This is a genomic window from Actinomyces israelii, assembly GCF_030253495.1.
Taxonomy (GTDB): Bacteria; Actinomycetota; Actinomycetes; order Actinomycetales; family Actinomycetaceae; genus Actinomyces; species Actinomyces israelii.
Map to the genome: position 1 here is coordinate 3,962,137 of NZ_CP124548.1, position 18,175 is coordinate 3,980,311.

Consider the following 18,175-nt stretch of genomic DNA (forward strand, 5'->3'; position numbering starts at 1 on the left):
CCCATGCGCTTCATCTCCACCCGCGGCGGGATGGCCCCCGCCGACTTCACCGAGGTGCTTCTGTCCGGGCTCGCGCCCGACGGCGGCCTGGTCGTGCCGGAGAGCATCCCCGCGGTCGACCGGGGCCGGCTCGAGCGGTGGCGGCCGCTGAGCTACCCCGAGCTCGCCGCCGAGGTCATCGGCCTGTACGCCACGGACGTCCCGGCCAGCGACCTCGCATCCCTGACCGGTGCGGCCTACGGGCCCGGGCGCTTCGCGGCGCCCGTCGTGCCCGTGAGCCGGCTCGACGACGTCGCCGACGGACTCGGGCTCGTCGGGTTGTCGGAGGGGCCGACCATGGCCTTCAAGGATCTGGCCATGCAGTTCCTGGGCCAGGCGATTCCCCATGTGCTCGGCCGCAGGGGACAGGTGCTCAATATTCTCGGCGCCACGAGCGGCGACACCGGGTCCGCGGCCGAGCACGCCTTCAGGGGCCGGAAGGGCGTCGCCGTCTTCATGCTCTCCCCGCTGGGGCGGATGAGCGACGTGCAGCGCGCCCAGATGTACTCGCTCGACGACACCAATATTCACAATATTGCGGTCGACGGCGTCTTCGACGACTGCCAGAGCCTCGTCAAGGCGCTCAACAATGACGCCGCGTTCAAGGCCGCATATTCCATTGGCGCTGTCAACTCCATTAATATCGGCCGCATTGCCGCGCAGGTCGTCTACTATGTGTGGGCGTGGCTGCGGATGACCGATGAGAAGGAGCGGGGCGCCGGCGCCGAGGTGGATGTCGCCGTGCCCAGCGGGAACTTCGGCAATATCTATTCCGGCCACCTGGCCCGCTCCATGGGGGTGCCGATCCGGCGCCTCATTCTGGCCACCAACGAGAACAATGTTCTCGACGAGTTCTTCTCCACGGGGATTTACCGTCCGCGCAGGGGCGCGGAGACGCTAGCGACATCGAGCCCCTCCATGGACATCTCCAAGGCGTCGAACCTGGAGCGCTTCATCTGGCAGCTGCTCGGCCCCGAGGAGTTCGGCCGCCGCTGGCCCGCACTGGAGGCCGACGGCGTCCTCGACCTGTCCGACCACCTGGTGCGACTGGGCGCCGAGTTCGGCTTCGTCTCGGGATCGTCGTCCCACGCCGACCGGCTCGCCGCCATCCGCCGGGTGCACTCGGCCACGGGCAGGCTCATCGACCCGCACACGGCCGACGGCGTCACGGTGGCGCTCAGGCTCATGGAGCCGGGCTTTCCGACCCTCGTGCTTGAGACGGCCAAGGCCGCGAAGTTCGGCGGGACCGTGACCGAGGCGCTGGGGCGGGCCCAGCCCGTCCCGCCGGAGATCACCGGGCTGCTCGCGCTGCCGCAGCACGTGGAGACCATTGCCGACGACGAGGCGCCACTGCGCGCCCTCATCGAGGCCGGAGCTCTGCGCGCCTGACCGGCCGCTCCCCGCCGCCCCTCCCACGCCCTTCCAGCCGCCTCCTTCGCCGAGATCGGTTCAGCTCCGGCTCGAGACCGGTCCGGCCCCGCGCCAGAATCAACGAATCAGTCCTTCTTCTCGGCATTGAGCTCCCGGAGCCTGCGGGCAGGGACTCCGCCCACCACGCAGTTATCCGGAATATCCTTGGAGACCACCGCTCCCGCCGCCACGACAACGTTATCGCCTATTGCGACTCCAGGAAGGACAACAGCATTCCCGCCGAGCCACACATCGTGCCCGATATGCACGGGGGAGGCCTGGCCGAGCTTTTCACGCCGGCCCGCAGGATCCAGAGGATGGCCCACGGTTGTGATAAGCGTGTTCGGACCGATCATGACATGATCGCCGATGACCACCGGCGCAATATCAAGAATAGTCACATTGTAATTGGCGAGAAATCCGTCACCAACATGAATGTTGGGTCCGTAGTCGCACCGGAACGGCTGCTGCACAGAGAGATCCGCTCCGGCCGAACCGAAGAGCTCCCGCAGAATGCGGGTCTGCCCCTCGACGTCGGCGGGATCGGCGTCATTGAATCTCCGGCACGCCACCACCGCAGACTCCTTGCGGGCCACGACCTCCGGATCCAAGAAGCAGTAGACGTCTCCAGCCTCCAGCTTCTCGAGCTCTGTGCGCCTGTCCTGATCGCTCATGCGATGGCCTCCGTCTTCGAACCTCATCCCCGACCGGGCCCAACCCGGAGGACCGCTTAGGTCCCCTCCCTGCAGGAACTGCGGCGTCGCGCCACCGCGGGAGAGCACCCCACCATTATCGTCCCCGACGCCCTCCAATGGGCCCGGTTTACACATCCCGGCCCCGCGACGGACCTGATGAACCGGCGTCGGGTCCGACCGGCGCTCCCAAGGCGCTCCGGTCCGTTCTGGGAGCAGAGCGGCGAGGCACGGGCCCGCCGTGGCAGACTGGCCTCCTACGGCGGTGCCCGCCCAGGAAGGACGACGACGTGACTGACGCGAACCAGGTGAAAGGCAATCGGCTCGATCCATGGCTGGACAGTTATGCCGCCCGCGCCCACGGCCTGCGCGCCTCGGAGACGCGGTCGCTCTTCGCCGTCGCCGCCCGGCCCGAGGTGGTGTCACTCGCCGGCGGGATGCCCAACCTCAAGGACCTGCCCCTTGACCGGCTCGCCGACGCCACCGCCCAGATGATCCGCAAGGACGGGGGGAGGGCGCTCCAGTACGGCAACGGACAGGGACTGCCGCGCCTGCGGGAGCAGATCCCGGAGATCATGGCGCTCGAGGGCATTGACGCCGATCCAGAGGACATTATTATCACCACCGGCTCCCAGCAGGCCGTTGACATTGTCACTGAGCTCTTCATCGATCCCGGAGACGTGATCCTCGCCGAGGCTCCCACCTATGTCGGCTCCCTGTCGATCTTCTCCACCTACCAGGCCGATATCCAGCAGGTGGCGATCGATGCCGACGGCGTCATCCCGGAGGTGCTGGAGGAGACGATCACACGGCTGGAGCGCGAGGGAAGGCACGTGAAGTTCTTCTACTGCCTGCCGAACTTCCACAACCCCGCGGGTGTCACGCTGTCCGAGGAGCGTCGTCCTGCCATTATTGAGATCTGCCGCAGGCACCGCATTCTGATAATGGAGGACAATCCCTACGGACTGCTCGGCTTCGAGGGGCAGACCTACACGGCCCTCAAGACCCTCGCACCCGACGACGTCGTGTACCTGAGCTCGTTCTCGAAGATCTTCGCGCCCGGCTACCGGGTCGGCTGGGCGGTGGCGCCACCCGCCGTCAGGGAGAAGATGAAGCTGGCCTCCGAGGCGGCGATCCTCTGCCCGAGCTCGGTCGGCCAGTACTCGGTGTCCACCTACCTGGACAACTTCGACTGGAGGCTCCAGATCGAGGAGTTCCGGGGCATGTACCGCGGCCGCCGGGACGCCATGGTCTCCGCGCTCGGGGAGTTCATGCCCACGTGCACGTGGAACGTGCCCGCGGGCGGCTTCTACGTGTGGGTCGGGCTGCCGGACGGGCTGGACGCCAAGGACATGCTGCCGCGCGCCGTCACCAATCTCGTCGCCTATGTCTCCGGCACGGCCTTCTACGCCGGGGGCTCCGCCGGGCACGATCACGTCCGGCTGTCATTCTGCTATCCCGAGCCCGTGGAGATCCGTGAGGGAGTGCGGCGCCTGTCCGAGGTGGTCGCGCACGACCTCGACCTCATCAATCTCTTCGGCCCGTTCCCCGCCCATCCCACCGAAGGCGTGTCAGCCCCCGCTCCGGATCAGATCTGAGGAATCACTATGACCGAGTCGTCAGAGTCCATGCCCACGACTGCGCCCGCCTCCACCGAGCCACTCCGCGTCGCCATTCTCGCCGGCGGCCTCAGCCACGAGCGCGATGTCTCCCTTCGCTCCGGGCATCGCGTCGCGTCAGTCCTCAGGCACCTCGGTCACGACGTGCTCGTCCTGGATGTGGACGCGCGGACCATCTCATCGCTGCGCGCATTCGCTCCCGACGTCGTGTGGCCGCTCGTCCACGGGCTGCACGGGGAGGACGGGGGACTCCAGAATGTGCTCATCGCCCTCGGACTGTCCTATGTGGGGACGCACTCCGACGGGTGCCAGCGCGCCTCGTTCAAGCCGACGGCGAAGGCGACGGTGCGGATCGGGGGCGTGCTGACGCCGGACTCGGTCACCCTGCCCAAGGCCTACTTCTCCCAGCTCGGGGCGCAGGAGACGCTCGGCGTCGTCGCCTCCCACCTCGGGCTGCCCGTCATTGTGAAGCCCAATCAGGGCGGGTCCGGCCTCGGCGTCTCCCTGGCCCGCAATGCGGACGAGCTGCGCAATGCCATGGTGGCCTGCTTCTCCTACGACGAGCGCGCCCTCATCGAGAAGTACGTTCCCGGCACCGAGGTGGCCGTCTCCGTCGTCGACACGGGGCAGGGGCCGCGGGCGCTCCCGCCCGTCGAGGTCGTCTCGGAGGGGCAGTACGACTTCGACGCCAGGTACAACCCCGGACGCTCGGAGTACTTCGTGCCCGCACGGCTCAGCCCCGAGCTTATCGAGCGCGTGCAGGGCACCGCCATGACGGTGCACCGCACGCTCGGCCTCGGCAACCTGTCCCGCACCGACCTGATTCTCGACGACGCCGGAACCCCCTGGTTCGTTGACGTCAATGTGGTGCCTGGCATGACGGAGACCTCGCTGCTGCCGCTGGCGGCCGAGGCCGACGGCGACCTGCCCGGCCTGTACGACGCACTCGTCCATCACCCGCTCGTCCACCCCTGATCCGTTTCCGTCCTCGCGGCGCCTGTTCGCTCTCGGGCCGGGACGTTTCACGTGAAACGTCCCGGCCCGAGAGCGAACGGGCGCGGAGCAGGGGGGACTGGAGCCCGGACTGTTCTTCGAGGACGACGGCGCGAGTCGCGCAGGCGGCCGGCGTCGCGCTTCGTCTTCGCTCTGCCCTGGACTGCTGGGCCGGCCTCGGGCAGTGACACCTGGCAGGCCAGGGATCTTATTGCCCTGCTCGTATGGATGACGCGAGCCTGGCGATCTGCGCGGGCACTGTATTGCGGTGGTGACGCCCGTTATGCGGCCTCCCGTGTGCGATATGCGGGTACGGGGCTCGCATACCGTGCACAGAGCTCCATGCGGTTCCCGGAGGGGAGCATGCACCATCACCAAGCCGGGGAAGCGACGCCCGCCCTCGGGATCAGCGGGCGTTACGGTCTACTATGGGCGGGCGGGCTCTTCCTGTACGAGGCTGGCTGACTGAGCACCACCAATCCTGACAGCCTGATCCCGCCACCCCCACTGCACCCGACGTCTCCGGCGTCTACAACGTCATAATGGCCCGCAAGGCCTAGTCCTTACTGATGATCGCACCCTGTTCAGGGCAGGCGCATACGCGACTCTTGCCGGACCAGTGCGTACTCCGCTCCCGCTCGCGAAGCTCCACGAATCGCAGAGGAAGCCCGCAAACTGTACTGAGATCAGGGCCGGACATGGCCTGAATGTGCAGGTGGGGCTGCGTCGACTTCCCGGAGTTTCCACACGCCCCGGCCGGTCGCCGACCCTGACTCGGTCTCCCTGAGCGACGCTCAGCGAGCCCAGCTTGAGGTGCATTAAGCCAACAAAACGCCCGGTGTCCCGGTCGCGAATGATCACGTGGTTACCTGTGATCGCCCCGATTCCCTGCCGGATGCGCCGGCCCTGCGTGAGGGCCGTACGGAATCAGGGCCGGCAACGAACGACGCGCGGCCTGGTCCGGCTCTCCGCCACGGGTCGCTACGACCTCCCCCGTCGACCGGTGCCGACAGCGGGCTGCCGAACGCGTAGAACAGTTCCGGGGGTTCGACGCCGAAAATGGTCGCCGGCCCACAGGTGGGGGCGGTGCGGCCGCGCTCGTCGACCGCCATGAAATCGAGAGCGTAGGTGGTGGCGAAGAGATCCGACCCATGGCTTGGGATCTGCCGCGAGGGACTCACCCCGGTCAGCCACGTACCGCCGAAGAGCAGGCGTGCGACGACGAAGCCGTCCGGGGTTTGCAGTGATGTGCGGGGGCTGGCCACCATCCATCCGTTTCAAGGCCGACGGCGGGGCCGGCCCTGTCCACGTGAATCACCCCGCGACCTTGCTCGAACAGGCGATGGGCTCGGCAGAAGCGGAGAGGTCCGGGGCTCCCGTCGCGCTGCCTGTGCAGTGCGGGTTCGGCTGTGGACTTCTGTGCGCCGAACGCCATGGCGGCACGGTCGCTGAGCGCTCTGACGTCTTCATGTCACCCTCTTGGAGCTGTCGCCGATCTCTTGAGGCGCTGCATCTCTCTCGAAATCTCACTGTGTGAGGGCGCCGAGCAGCACCACCGTTGGGTAATGAATTATTTTATATGAGTCTCTCTGCGTTCAAGAGGAACACATCTGTCGTCACGGGCGCCCGCTCTGAGACAACGGCGAACCGCGTCATGGTCAGCCGGTCATGCCCGCGCTGCGCATGACCTCCTGTTCAAGGCCAACACCGGCACTCGTCGTGCTCGCCGACGTCCGGCGACCGCTGCGGTCATCCGGGGACCACCTCGGCATTGTCCGTCTGGAGCGCGCTCGGGCGGATCCTCCGGAGCTCTACGGCCCGGCTACCAGCATCCCTCCACCAGATCAGTACCGCCCCGACGAGCCGCTCACCTTACTCAGCTGGTCATTATGTGCCTGCGAAGGCTCCACCATATCGTTCGACACAGCAAACCTTCACCCCGCCCAATGCGGCATCGAGAGGGGAGTCGGAGCCCGCTGTGCCTCACGGTCCCACACAGCGGATCGTGCTGAGACGATTCGCTAACTGGTTGCAAACGAACCGGTCGAGGCGTTTCACGTGAAACGGGGACCTGATAGCCCAGCCTCAGCGAGCACCTTCGAGGTATTGGCTATATACCCCATCTGTCGAGGCGTGAAAGCACCTCGGTGCTCGATGCATGCCGAGCCGTCCAAGAACAGGGTGCACTGTGCAGACGGTGCCCCCTGAGGTGGCGGGGTCTGCAGCGGCGACCACCCGATCGGTCGTACCGGTTATTGGCATTGCCACGGGCACGGAGAAAGAGACGTCCCTCGCCGCAGCCACCCGATCTTCTTCGTCCTAGTCCTCGAAGCCGAGGTGATGCCCACCGGGGAGGGGAGCGCGGTCGTGCCGCTCCGCACCTCGCTGCACGAGTCTGCGCCACCACGTGCCACCATCGTCTCCAGGACCGCCTGTCATCCGTCGTCATGTCGATCTCATGCTCAGGACTGCTACATCCATTCGGCAGCAGCCGTATCCCGATGACAGGGACAAGTACTCGTCCCTGTCATTGGCGTCCTTGCGATCAGCACCCCTTCGGCATGACCTGTCTGACCGCCGTCCTGGGCCCTTTTCGCACAGACCATCTCCAATTCCGCTGATCTCTATGGCCTGGGATCATCCGGGCCCATGCTCTGGCGCCAGATCAGCACCGGCCTCCCGTCGTGCGCTGGTGCCCCGCCTGTTCATGGTCGAGAGTCATGCGACGGCATACGGCCAAGTTCAGTCACCCGCATTCTCTATCCACCGCTGTATGGCTGAACGGTCTGGGCTGTTCCCCGCGCAGGCCATTAGACCATCCGCCTTCGAGATCTCCCACGTGAAGGCCGCCAGTGCCGTCCTCGATGGGCGGCTACCCTGTTTCACGTGAAACGTGCGGCAGCGTATGTATGAATGCCGCCCTGTTTCGGCCTGCCGACGATATGCGCTCCATGCAACTGCGGGCGATGGTGGACCGCGAGGGTGCCTGTCGGCTACCGCCCCGGGGCAGGACCCACCACACGCTCCAGACGCCGGGCTCCCTGCCCCGGGCCTCCAGGTCCCTGCGGATCCGCGTGACAGCAGCGTCGGCGTCTGCGCCCCATCCTAGCGTCGGCGTCCTGGGAGCCCTGGAGGCCGCTGCCAGGGCCCGCGCCCGTCTCCGCTCGTCAGCCACACGACGGACCCGGTAGCACGACGCCCTCGAAATCTTCCCACCCGCCAGCAGAACCCCGAGACGCTCTCACCACTGACACCAGGACTGAACCCGACAGTCTCCACACGCCGACCAGGCGACAGCCCATTCCCCATGCCACCACTGTCACCGACGCCACGATATCCGAGTGCCTCAGGTCTCCTGAGAACCACAGACGGCGTCACCACGACATCGATCCAAGCATGCACCAGGCCTTCAGGTCCTCGTCGCAGTGCCGCTGCGCCCGTTCGGTTTCACGTGAAACCGAACGTGCCCGACGCAGGCTCCCGCACACTCTGGTCACCGGCTCCCGAGGAGGAGTGCACAACGGAGTAGAGGCCGCGTCCTGAGCCGGGAACTGCAGACGTCGAGCCATACGCCCAGAAGACCGATGAATCGAACCGCTCCCATGCTACTCGATAGGACATACCCCTCAGCAGAGGGTTTCGACCGGCACCAGGATGTCCACCAGAGCTGTCACTATCGACCCGTTCCGCGGAAACGCTGTCCGCCTCGGCGCGCCTTTCTGGGCCGGACAGCGCGCTATGTTTCACGTGAAACTCACCCCGCCCTGGGACCGGCGAAGCGTACATGACTAGTCGCCATGGAGTCCCGTGGCGACAGCTGTTCTTCTTCGACACCTGAGGTCGGTGATCTGTCCGAGGAGAGTCCGTCACTGCGCTGTTGAGCGCTCCCGCAAGCGCTCTCGATCGCCCGTAGCGGGGGTGGGTGCTGGCGGCAGGTCACCGTATGAGTGGCACCTCCGACTCCTGTGAGAGGACGCGCGGCGGAAGCAGTATCGACGACTCTTCCGAATGCTCTGCGTTTCCTTTTCCGCAGGAGGTCGGTGCAGCAGAGGCCCCTGTACCTGAGGCAATGCTGCCCACGCCATGCTCCCACGACCCGTTTGAAGCGCACCACGGGGTTCTTGTCGCTCCCCGTGTGCGAGCAGGCAGCTCTCGACGCCGACGGCGGTCTGTCAGGGCGGCTCTTGGCGCAGCGGAATCCGCAACACGTGTACTGCGCCTGTTCTCGAGCAGGACGGCGGTCGACATATGTTCTCGCGCGTCTCGCTCAGTGTCAGGAAGCTAGCGACAGCATCCCCCCTCCTCCGCAGCTGTCCAGAAGGAGAGAATGAGAGGCCATCGTAGTCCAGTCCTGTCAATCGTCCCGGTCCGCGCAGCACGCCACCTCGCACACGTCCGCGGCAGAGACTGAATCTGTTTCACGTGAAACACATGTCCTCAACCAGCTTCTTCTGGAGAAGAGCACGCCCCTCGTCGCCGGGGCGTGATCGGACTCCATCGCGATCAGCAGGCCATGTACCTACGGGCGCCAACCGTATTCGATTGGTTCCACGACCATCATGTACGCCTCAACCCACTGCTTGCCGGACTCAGACCTGCGCAATACGCCAAGTGGTGTGCCCCTTGTCTGCCGACTCTCCGCGCCCTGGTCATCGAAACGTTCCCAGCACTCCTCTACCGCCCGCCGTATCCGGTGGCGGACCGCCACTCATCCTCCAAGACAGCCCGCAGCATTATCGCCGAATGGTTGCCCCAGACAAGACATGGCCTGAGCAGCCGCCCTGCTTCTGCCTCGCCGGCTGTCGTCACTTCCATATCGCAGCAGTCATTCAACTCGACTCAGTCGCGCTGAGACTCACGTGACTCGAAGCCGCACTCGCGCCCGGGCCGCGTTTCACGTGAAACCTCTGCATTGCTTCTCCCAGGAAAACGACTCCTTCCTCGCGCCTCGGTCCTGTGCATTAGGGCTTTGGACGCCCTGGAGTCACATGACTCGGGTCGCGAGATCTGGGACGCCTTGTTGCCAAGTTGCGGCACAGCTGGACCGTCCAAACGGCCATGACCCTGCCTTTCCGTCGCATATCGTGAATGCGGAACCATGGTGACGACCCCGCCTAGGACCCCATGCAGTCCACCCCTCTCACCGGCCTCCAGGTGCAGGGTGAGACATGCTCACAGGCAGGTCGCCGCCCGCAGCGACACCAACCGTTGCCGGAGCCTCTGAGCATCTGCGGACCGCACGCGAACAATGGGCCGTGTTTCACGTGAAACACCGATACCCGCGGACAATCTGCCATCACGCAGCCAACGGCAAGGGTGTCACGAGATTCCGCAGGACCTGCGGTCGCCCCTCTCCTCCGCGACCGACCGACTGACGACAAGACACAACGCATCTTCAGTCTCTCAGACTGTTCAGTCCGCCCGCACCGCCGAGTCGCGAAATCGTGAGGTCACCCCCCACCCAAGACCGCCCAGTGCCTCCTGGAGTCCGGACCACTCCCGCTCTAAGACCGCCGGACGTCTCAGAGGTGCGCAAGGGTCATATGCTCCCAACCGGCAGCGCAACCGGCCTCGAAGTCGATTGTCTGGCGTTCGACATGGAGGCCCGTGCTATTCAAATTCGCTCCTGTCATTCAAGCAATGGCGCGCGCTGCCCGACGCACGAGACTCCACGTGTCCACAGCATCGAACACTGGTGGACACCGATCGTCCCGCTAACGGACTACTCCTACCGCTGTTGGTCCCTGTCGCGAACCACATGGGGAAGACATGCCCCCCCAGACCGGTCTCGGAGACCGGAGACGACGACCATGTTTCACGTGAAACCGCTGCATCGCCGCTCAATCGAAACCGATGACCCGACGCCCTACCATGCGCAAGGAGAGCAGTGGGCTTCCGGCCCTGGTCGAGCCGATTCCCCGGCCGTCTCACAATGCACGGGGAACAGGCGCCACACCGCCGTCAGTCAACGCCCTATTGCCGACGTGGAACCAGGGCCACCCTCCTGTGACCGACAGTGCGGATGTCATCGTGTGCACGGACGGGCAGTCCTCCAGGCCAGTAAGAGCTATCGGACACTGCTTCCGACGCCCTCCGCAGGCGGGCCCCGCGACCGGATGCGAGCCCACTGACGCATCTCTGCTCTCCCGCCTCCGACAGACGGAAAACGCAGAGACATACTTCGGAGGACCCCCGGTAGTCCGGGTAGACCGAACCGCCTTCTCATCCCGGCAGGCCTCAGGCTGACTCTTCTAGAACTGCCGGACTGCTTTAGAGCCCATGCTCCGCATCGGCCCCAGCAGGAACAGTTCCACGCGGGTCGACTATGAACTCGACGGCGATTCCCCGAGCAGCACCGACATGAGCGGGTCGCCACGACCCGGGGCTCGGCCGCCAGCCAGGGCCGCAGACCACTCTCCTTCCGCCGGCCACTGCGACCGAGCACGCTCATCAACAGCACCGCCACGGCCTGGCCTCGACGGCGCACCACGTGGAGCTGCAACCGGCCGGGGCCAGGAGAGCAGCGTCGTGCCCGGGCGGCAGGCAAAGCTGCCCCCAAGATCTGACGCAGTCCCGCACACGAGTCTCCCCGCTGCGAAAGCGGGCACAGGCCGCACAGCCAGTCCCAGCCGGACTGATGCGGCTCGGATTCGGGCGGACAGAACCCAGCGCCGGCGAGAAGGTGCAGACCGCCCGAAATGAACCGAGCATATGCGCACGGGCATCCGCCCGTCGAATGTCCCACCGGAAAGCCGCTTCCCGCCCTCACAGCGCCACGCCGCGTCGCACGCCACGTGCCCGCCAGGTGCACGCCACGGGCGCTGCACAGAAATGAGCATGCGTGGCGGCTACTCCTCTACCGCTTATCGAGTGCGCTCCACCACGCCAACTTATGTGCTCAGCGCACACAACCGCACTGCAGACCCGGTCCACGTGCCCGATCGATCCGACTCGCATCACCACGTCGTGCAGCCCCAGTGCAAGCATGAGGGGTGTACTCGCGAAAAGCCCACTCACGTGGAGCCCTCGCGGCACCGCGGCTCGACCGGCCGCGCTCAGTCCTCGTCCAGAGAGGTCCCCGGAGCGAGTGCGGTGACAATGCGCGCCAAATCGTCGTCACCGGCGAACTCGATTGTGATTCGCCCCTTCTTGGCCCCACGGGTCACCTTGACACGGGTGTCGAAGGCATCCGAGAGCCGCGTCGACAGGGCCGGAAGAGTCGCCGACCGCGTCCGAAGCGGCCTGGTACGCCGCGCATCGGGCTCGTCGTGCAGCGCCACGAGCTCCTCCGTCGCCCGCACCGAGAGCCCCTCGGCCACAATGCGCTGAGCCAGGCGCTCCATGGCCGCAGCGTCGGGAAGCCCCAGCAGGGACCGGGCGTGCCCGGCGGACAGCACTCCGGCGGCGAGCCGTCGCTGCACAAGAGGCGGCAGCTTCATGAGACGCAGCGTATTCGAGATCTGCGAGCGTGAGCGCGCGATCCTCTGCGAGAGCTCCGCATGCGTGCAGTTGAAGTCCTCGAGAAGCTGCTGATAGGCGGCCGCCTCCTCCAACGGGTTGAGCTGAACGCGGTGCAGGTTCTCCAGAAGCGCGTCCCGCAGCAGCTCATCATCTGCCGCGTAACGGACGACGGCGGGGATCGTCTCGAGCCCGGCCTCCTTGGCCGCCCGAAGGCGCCGCTCGCCCATGATCAGCTCGTAGCCGGCATCGCCGTCGTCGCCGTCACTGCCCTCGCGCCGGCGCACGACGATGGGCTGGAGCAGGCCGACCTCCTTGATCGAGGCGGCGAGCTCGGAGATGTCGTCCTCGTCGAAGACCTGCCGGGGCTGGTGCGGGTTGGCGGTGATCGCGTCCACGGGCAAGTCCGCGAAGGTCGCCCCTGGGACCGGAACGAGCGTCTGCTGCTCTCCGTCGTCGGCCTCGGCGGCCCCGTCGGCTGTCTGCGCGGCCTCCGGCTCCTTCTTCTCCACGACGGCGGAGGCGGCAGCTGTTCGAGACCCGCCCGGGTGGGCCGCGGGCTCCTCGGCGGGCTCGCTCGCCGATGTTTCACGTGAAACTCCCCCGGTCGCACGGTTGCGCTTCGTCCTCGACGCGGTCCTCTTCTCCGCGCCGTCGGACTGCGAGCTCCCGGCCGTGGCCCGCCGCCCCGTCCCCCTCGACGTCGATCTTCTCGTTCTCCTTGGAGGCGCCAGGAGCGTCGCCGCGATATCGTCCGACGTGCGCCGAGCATCTCCGCCCCTGGACTCCTCGTTGGTCTCACCGCCTGTGGGCGTCGTGGCGCTCTCCGCGGAGGGCTCGTCCCGCGACTCGGGAAAGAAGACGTCCGTGGGACGCGCCGACGGCGTCTCCGTCTGCGTCTCAGGGATAAGGGCCTGAAGTCCCCGTCCAAGCCCGCGCCTCTTCTGCGCCATCGTCACGCCTCCTGTACGTCGTCTGCGATACCCGCAATGTCTGCGGTATCTGCGATATCGGTGTCGTCTGCGTCATTTGCGTCATTGCCGCCGACCGTTGCCGAGGTCTTCTCCCAGCCGGCCACCCCGCGCTGAGCGATCTCCTGGGCGAGCTGCTTGTAGGCCACAGCGCCTGAGCAGCGCGGATCCCAGAAGACCACGGGCGCGCCGAAGGACGGCGCCTCGGCCACACGGACCGACCGCGGAATGCGCGTGTGGAGCGCCGCACTGGGGAAATAGGTCCGGACCTCCTCCTCGACGTCCCGAGCCAAGGTCGTGCGCTTGTCGAACATGGTCAGCGCGATCATGGACACGGCGAGCGCCGGGTTGTGAATCCGCGCAATGCGGTCCACCGAGCGAGTGAGCAGCGCCAAACCCTCCAGGGCATAGTACTCGGCCTGCATGGGAATGAGAACCTCCCCCGCTGCGACAAAGGCGTTGATCGTCATCAGTCCCAGGCTCGGCGGGCAGTCGATGAGCACGTAGTCCAGTCGGGGCAGACCGGCGGCCTCCCTGCTGGCGAGGTACTCCTGCAAGGCGTGGTGCAGGCGCGACTCGCGTTCCGGGGTGCTGATGAGCTCGATCTCGATCGCCGCCACGTCGATCGTCGCGGGGACGCACAGCAGGGTCTGCGAGAACTGCGTCGCCACCACGACCTCGTCGATCCGGGTCCCATCGACGAGGACGTCGTAAATGGACACCTGATCATCATCGTGGGCCACACCGAGCGCCGTCGAGGCATTGCCCTGGGAATCGGCGTCGATGACCATCACGTGAAGCCCGGCCTCCGCCAACGCCGCCGCGACATTGACCGTCGTCGAGGTCTTGCCGACCCCGCCCTTCTGATTGGCGATGGCAATAATACGAGTCTGATCCGGATGCGGGAAGCGCACTCCAGCGAACTCCTCCAGCGCCGAGTGGTCGGCACGCAGCTGCTCGAAGATAGACGATCCCGACAAAACTGTTCTCCTCGGACGACATCCCCGACCGCGTTCACGGCCCGGGCACTTCAGTCTACGTGAGCCGGACGACGCCGACGACGAGCCCCGCCGCGCACGTCACGCATTAATGGCGTTTCCTCGGATTGTGACCCCGCGCCGCCGCCGAGTCCCCGGTTCGGCCGCCATCCTGCACGTATACCGCGCCGGCCGGGATGCCCCTCACCGCCTGGGACGACGCACCTCGACGACACGCGTGACCTCCTCGCCCGGTGTCACGACCTCGTGAATGACCGCCGGCTTCAACCTGGCCTTCTTAATGACGTACTTCGCAGCCTCGACCTCCTCCTCCGCCTTGGCCCCCTTGAGCGCCAGCAGTCTGCCTCCCTGACGCAGCAGAGGCGCCGTCAGGCGCACCAGCTTGGTCAGATTCGCGACGGCGCGGGCGGTCACGGCGTCGAATCGGTCCCGGACCTCCTCGGCACGGGCCCGGTGCACGGTGACATTGTCCAGATCGAGCTCGCTCACCACGTACGTGAGCCATTCGACTCGCCGCTCCATTGTTTCTATAAGCGTTACCTCTAGATCGGGGCGCAGAAGCGCCACGACAACCCCGGGGAATCCCGCGCCGGAGCCGACGTCGACCACCGTTCCGCGCCTGGGCAGGAAGGGCGCCAGCGCGGCGGAGTTGACAATGTGGCGAGTCCACAGCCGAGGCAGCTCTCGCGGCCCCACCAGTCCGCGCAGCTCGCCCTCGGCGCCAAGCATCTCGGCGAAGCGCTCCGCGCCGGCGAAGGCGAGCCCGAAGAGCTCATGCATCTCATCCGTAGGCTGCTCCACCTCGACCGCGTTCCCGCCCGGGTCTCCGATCGAGCCCGCACCCGCCGGCCCACCGTTCACGTCCTGACCCATATCAGTCCCCTTCGGACGCCTCGGCCCGATCATCGACGGCCGGGTCCGCATCGGGCTCGTCGTCATCCTCATCGGCGGGCATGACGACGACATGGCGGTGCGGCTCGACCCCCTCGGACTCGGAGAACAGGCCCTCGGCGGCGACGACGTCGTGGCAGACCTTGCGCTCGAAGGGGTTCATGGCCTCCAGCGACACGGTCTCACCGGTGGCCAGGACCCGCTTGACGGCCTCCTGCGCGATCTTCGCCAGCTCGGTGCGACGCGCGACGCGATAGCCATTGATGTCGAGCATGAGGCGCGACCGGTTGCCGGTGCGGGCCTGCACCGCCAGGCGGGTCAGCTCTTGCAGGGCCTCGAGCACCTCGCCGTCGCGCCCCACCAGGTCGGCGAGCTCGCGAGCGTCCCCCTCCTCCGAGGCGACCACCGCGATGGAGGCGCGCCCATGATCGATGTCAATATCGATATCCCCACCGAGGTCGGCGATATCGAGAAGCTCCTCGAGGTAGTCGGCGCCGACCTCGCCCTCCTCCTCAAGGCGCTTGACGGTGCTACTGGACGGGGCGGTGTTGTCGCTCATGGCGGGTCCGTTCTCCTCAAATCAAATCTCGGAGCTGCGGGTCAGCTCCGGCGCTTCTTCTTCTGAGCCTTGCGGCGCTGCGCGGCGCGCTTTCGCTCGCGCGCGCGCCTCTCGTAGCGGCGCCGCGCGATCTCCTCATCCGTCAGGCCCCCCGGCCTGCGTGACGACGAGCCCCCGGCGGCGGTGCCGGCGTCAGCAGCGTCGTCGGCCTCATCGGCGCCCTCGCGCCCCTCCGCGGCACCCGACGACGCCCGTCCGGCTCCCTTCTTCTGACGGTCCTTGCGCACCGGCTGCGACCGCTGGCCGCCGGCCCTGGCGGTCCCATCGGCCTCGGCCTTGGCCCGCTCCTCCTCCTCGAGAGACGGCAGGCCCTTGCGCGCCCGCTTGGCGTTCTCACGGGCGCGGAACTTCTTCTCCGCCTCCGAGCCGGGAGCCGGCATGCGATTGATCGTGTAGAACTGCTGCCCCATGGTCCACAGGTTCGAGGTCACCCAGTAGATCAGCACGCCGATCTGGAACTGCACGCCGGTGAATGCGAAGAAGAGCGGCATGACCGTCATCATCATGCGCTGGGAGCGCATCATGGGATTGTCCGAGCTCTTGGAGGACTCGGGCATGTTCTTCATGCTCAGCTGCGCCATCGTGTACCACTGGGTGGCGCTCATGGCAATGATCATAATGACCGTGACGACCTTGACGGTCAGGTCCGAGGAGTTCATAAAGGACGAGGACAGGCTCGCCCCGAACACGGTGGAATGCTGGACGTCATTCGCCAGCTCGGCCGTGAGCGGGCCGATCGAGTCCTGCCCCTCGTAGGTCCCCTCGGCAATCGCCTGAAGATTCGCCAGCACCCGGAAGAGGGCGAAGAAGATCGGCATCTGAATGAGGATCGGCATGCACGAGGAGAACGGGTTCGTCCCGTGCTTGCGGTACAGCGCCATCATCTCCTCCTGCTGGCGCTGCCTGGAGGCGGGATCCTTCTTCCCCTTGTACTTCGCCTGCAGCGCCTGGAGCTCGGGCTGCATGAGCTGCATGCCGCGGCTGGCCCGGATCTGCTTGACGAACAGCGGCATAATGAGAATGCGCACGAAGATCGTCAGGCCGATAATCGACAGCACCCAGGCCACGCCCGGCCCATCGTGCAGACCGATGAGCAAGAGGAACTTGTGGATGTAGACCATGACCCAGGCGACGGCGACCTTGAGGGGCCACAGGATCGTGTCCATTGCACTCCTAGCTGTAAGGCGTGGCGGGCGCCGGCAGTGCGGCCCCGCCGACCGGGATGTCCGGCCTGCTCCCGATGCGGGTCATCCGGCGGATTGGTCGATCTCGAATCGGGGAACGTCATGGGGATAGTGGTAGCGCCACCGGCCCGGGTCGGGCACATGGTCGACGCCGCCGGGGGTCAGGGGGTTGCACCGCGCCAGCCGCCAGGCCGCCAGCAGGACGCCCTTGAGCGCCCCGTGGACGCGGACCGCCTCGACGGCGTACGCGGAGCAGGTCGGGTAGTACCGGCACCGGCGCGGCAGGGCCGGGGAGATGCACGCCTGGTAGAAGCGCACGGGAGCGGTGACCACGCGTGCGGCGCGATCATGAACCCGATCACGAGTCCCAGACCTGCTCGCCCACGGACTCATCTTCGGCCCCGCCCCGGCCGGTCGTTGCACCGGCCCCGGCGGGCCGCCTCACGGCTGCGGGTGAGCAGACGATCGAGGTCGGCCCCCAGCTCGTCGCTCGTGGCGCCCTCGGCCCCGGCCAGGCCCCGCACGACGACTCGCGCCCCCGGCTCGATGGCGTCCACGCGCGCGCTCATGAGCGCGCGGACACGGCGCTTGATCCGGTTGCGGTGGGTGGCCCGCGAGATCTGCTTCTTGGGGACGACGACGCCGACGAGCGCCGGAGTGGTCTCCCCGGTCTCGCCGGCGCGGTAGTGGATCACCAGCCTGCGGCTGCCGGTGCGCACGCCGAACCGTACCGCGGTGAAGAAGTCTTCACTCCGCAGCATTCGGTGCGCCGCCGGAAGCACCTTCTTAACCGGCTAGGCGGCGAGACGTGCACGGCCCTTGCGGCGGCGCGCGGCGAGAACCGCTCGGCCGGCGCGGGTGCTCATGCGCTTGCGGAAGCCGTGCACCCTAGCACGGTGGCGGTTGTTCGGCTGGAAGGTCCGCTTGCTCACGGGTGTACTCCTGGTCGGATGATCGGAACCGTGCATCACGGGATCGCGACACGGTCGCCCGCACCGGCTGCCCCATGGACCGGGACGTGACTCCGTGCGAACGTCCGCACCACAATACGGCCGTCTTTTCCGCAGGGTCAAACGATCCTGCGGCATCGGCGGTGAGAGTCCCGACACGCCGTCGCCGTCCGTCTGCCGCTCATCCGTCGCCGGCGCTCGCACGGCCCCCGGAGACAGGACACGCGGCGCCGTCCCGCCCGCGCTGTCCCCAGGTGGGGATGATCCTGTGGATAGACACAAGTGTGGACAACCCTGTGGAAAAACCCCATGATGTGAACCTCCATCGCCCCCACCCGTCAGGAGCACGCC

General features: G+C 66.8%; 13 protein-coding genes. 3 read left to right on the top strand and 10 right to left on the bottom strand.

Going from position 1 to position 18,175, the window contains the following annotated elements; translation table 11 throughout:
* The first annotated feature begins 3 nt into the window (after nucleotides 1-3).
* On the top strand, nucleotides 4-1,428 hold the full coding sequence (gene thrC, locus AIF0345_RS16450) for a threonine synthase (protein ID WP_285296766.1): 1,425 nt from the start codon (nucleotides 4-6) through the stop codon (nucleotides 1,426-1,428).
* 107 nt (nucleotides 1,429-1,535) lie between these two features.
* Here thrC and AIF0345_RS16455 read toward each other — a convergent pair whose 3' ends face one another.
* Complete coding sequence (locus AIF0345_RS16455; protein WP_043560184.1) at nucleotides 1,536-2,123, bottom strand: sugar O-acetyltransferase; 588 nt, start codon at nucleotides 2,121-2,123, stop codon at nucleotides 1,536-1,538.
* A gap of 308 nt (nucleotides 2,124-2,431) precedes the next feature.
* On the opposite strand from AIF0345_RS16455, the gene AIF0345_RS16460 reads away from it, so the two are divergent.
* Nucleotides 2,432-3,739: an aminotransferase-like domain-containing protein gene (locus AIF0345_RS16460; RefSeq protein ID WP_268917687.1), complete on the top strand. Its 1,308-nt coding sequence runs from the start codon at nucleotides 2,432-2,434 to the stop codon at nucleotides 3,737-3,739.
* 9 nt (nucleotides 3,740-3,748) lie between these two features.
* Nucleotides 3,749-4,735 carry a D-alanine--D-alanine ligase family protein gene (locus tag AIF0345_RS16465; protein WP_268917686.1) on the top strand — a complete coding sequence of 329 codons (987 nt, stop codon included), beginning with the start codon at nucleotides 3,749-3,751 and terminating at the stop codon, nucleotides 4,733-4,735.
* 875 nt (nucleotides 4,736-5,610) lie between these two features.
* On the opposite strand, the gene AIF0345_RS16470 is transcribed toward AIF0345_RS16465, so the two are convergent.
* From AIF0345_RS16470 to rpmH, 9 genes are all read right to left on the bottom strand, one after another.
* A complete protein-coding gene (locus tag AIF0345_RS16470) occupies nucleotides 5,611-6,021 on the bottom strand; it encodes a hypothetical protein (protein ID WP_285296767.1) in 411 nt (136 codons plus the stop codon).
* 5,787 nt (nucleotides 6,022-11,808) lie between these two features.
* Nucleotides 11,809-13,164 carry a ParB/RepB/Spo0J family partition protein gene (locus AIF0345_RS16475; protein ID WP_404976019.1) on the bottom strand — a complete coding sequence of 452 codons (1,356 nt, stop codon included), beginning with the start codon at nucleotides 13,162-13,164 and terminating at the stop codon, nucleotides 11,809-11,811.
* 2 nt (nucleotides 13,165-13,166) lie between these two features.
* A complete protein-coding gene (locus AIF0345_RS16485; protein WP_043560171.1) occupies nucleotides 13,167-14,162 on the bottom strand; it encodes a ParA family protein in 996 nt (331 codons plus the stop codon).
* Nucleotides 14,163-14,363: 201 nt separating this feature from the next.
* Nucleotides 14,364-14,960: a 16S rRNA (guanine(527)-N(7))-methyltransferase RsmG gene (gene rsmG, locus AIF0345_RS16490; RefSeq protein WP_268917709.1), complete on the bottom strand. Its 597-nt coding sequence runs from the start codon at nucleotides 14,958-14,960 to the stop codon at nucleotides 14,364-14,366.
* Between the two features lie 94 nt (nucleotides 14,961-15,054).
* On the bottom strand, nucleotides 15,055-15,630 hold the full coding sequence (locus AIF0345_RS16495) for a Jag family protein (protein ID WP_268917684.1): 576 nt from the start codon (nucleotides 15,628-15,630) through the stop codon (nucleotides 15,055-15,057).
* 41 nt (nucleotides 15,631-15,671) lie between these two features.
* Nucleotides 15,672-16,856, bottom strand: coding sequence for a membrane protein insertase YidC (yidC, locus tag AIF0345_RS16500; protein WP_285296768.1), 1,185 nt, complete (start codon nucleotides 16,854-16,856; stop codon nucleotides 15,672-15,674).
* 81 nt (nucleotides 16,857-16,937) lie between these two features.
* Entirely contained in the window at nucleotides 16,938-17,267 is a 330-nt protein-coding gene (gene yidD, locus AIF0345_RS16505; protein WP_052374657.1) for a membrane protein insertion efficiency factor YidD, read from the bottom strand.
* A complete protein-coding gene (rnpA, locus tag AIF0345_RS16510; protein WP_084682358.1) occupies nucleotides 17,264-17,656 on the bottom strand; it encodes a ribonuclease P protein component in 393 nt (130 codons plus the stop codon). Before rnpA ends, yidD begins: the two co-directional genes overlap by 4 nt.
* A 12-nt stretch (nucleotides 17,657-17,668) precedes the next feature.
* Nucleotides 17,669-17,806 carry a 50S ribosomal protein L34 gene (gene rpmH, locus AIF0345_RS16515; protein WP_084682357.1) on the bottom strand — a complete coding sequence of 46 codons (138 nt, stop codon included), beginning with the start codon at nucleotides 17,804-17,806 and terminating at the stop codon, nucleotides 17,669-17,671.
* Between the last annotated feature and the right edge of the window lie 369 nt (nucleotides 17,807-18,175).

Coding starts and splice junctions, on each gene's coding strand:
- AIF0345_RS16470 (WP_285296767.1), bottom strand. CDS start 6,021: ATGGTGGCCAGCCCCCGCACATCACTGCAAACCCCGGACGGCTTCGTC.
- AIF0345_RS16455 (WP_043560184.1), bottom strand. CDS start 2,123: ATGAGCGATCAGGACAGGCGCACAGAGCTCGAGAAGCTGGAGGCTGGA.
- yidC (WP_285296768.1), bottom strand. CDS start 16,856: ATGGACACGATCCTGTGGCCCCTCAAGGTCGCCGTCGCCTGGGTCATG.
- AIF0345_RS16475 (WP_404976019.1), bottom strand. CDS start 13,164: ATGGCGCAGAAGAGGCGCGGGCTTGGACGGGGACTTCAGGCCCTTATC.
- thrC (WP_285296766.1), top strand. CDS start 4: ATGCGCTTCATCTCCACCCGCGGCGGGATGGCCCCCGCCGACTTCACC.
- yidD (WP_052374657.1), bottom strand. CDS start 17,267: ATGAGTCCGTGGGCGAGCAGGTCTGGGACTCGTGATCGGGTTCATGAT.
- AIF0345_RS16495 (WP_268917684.1), bottom strand. CDS start 15,630: ATGAGCGACAACACCGCCCCGTCCAGTAGCACCGTCAAGCGCCTTGAG.
- rsmG (WP_268917709.1), bottom strand. CDS start 14,960: ATGCATGAGCTCTTCGGGCTCGCCTTCGCCGGCGCGGAGCGCTTCGCC.
- AIF0345_RS16465 (WP_268917686.1), top strand. CDS start 3,749: ATGACCGAGTCGTCAGAGTCCATGCCCACGACTGCGCCCGCCTCCACC.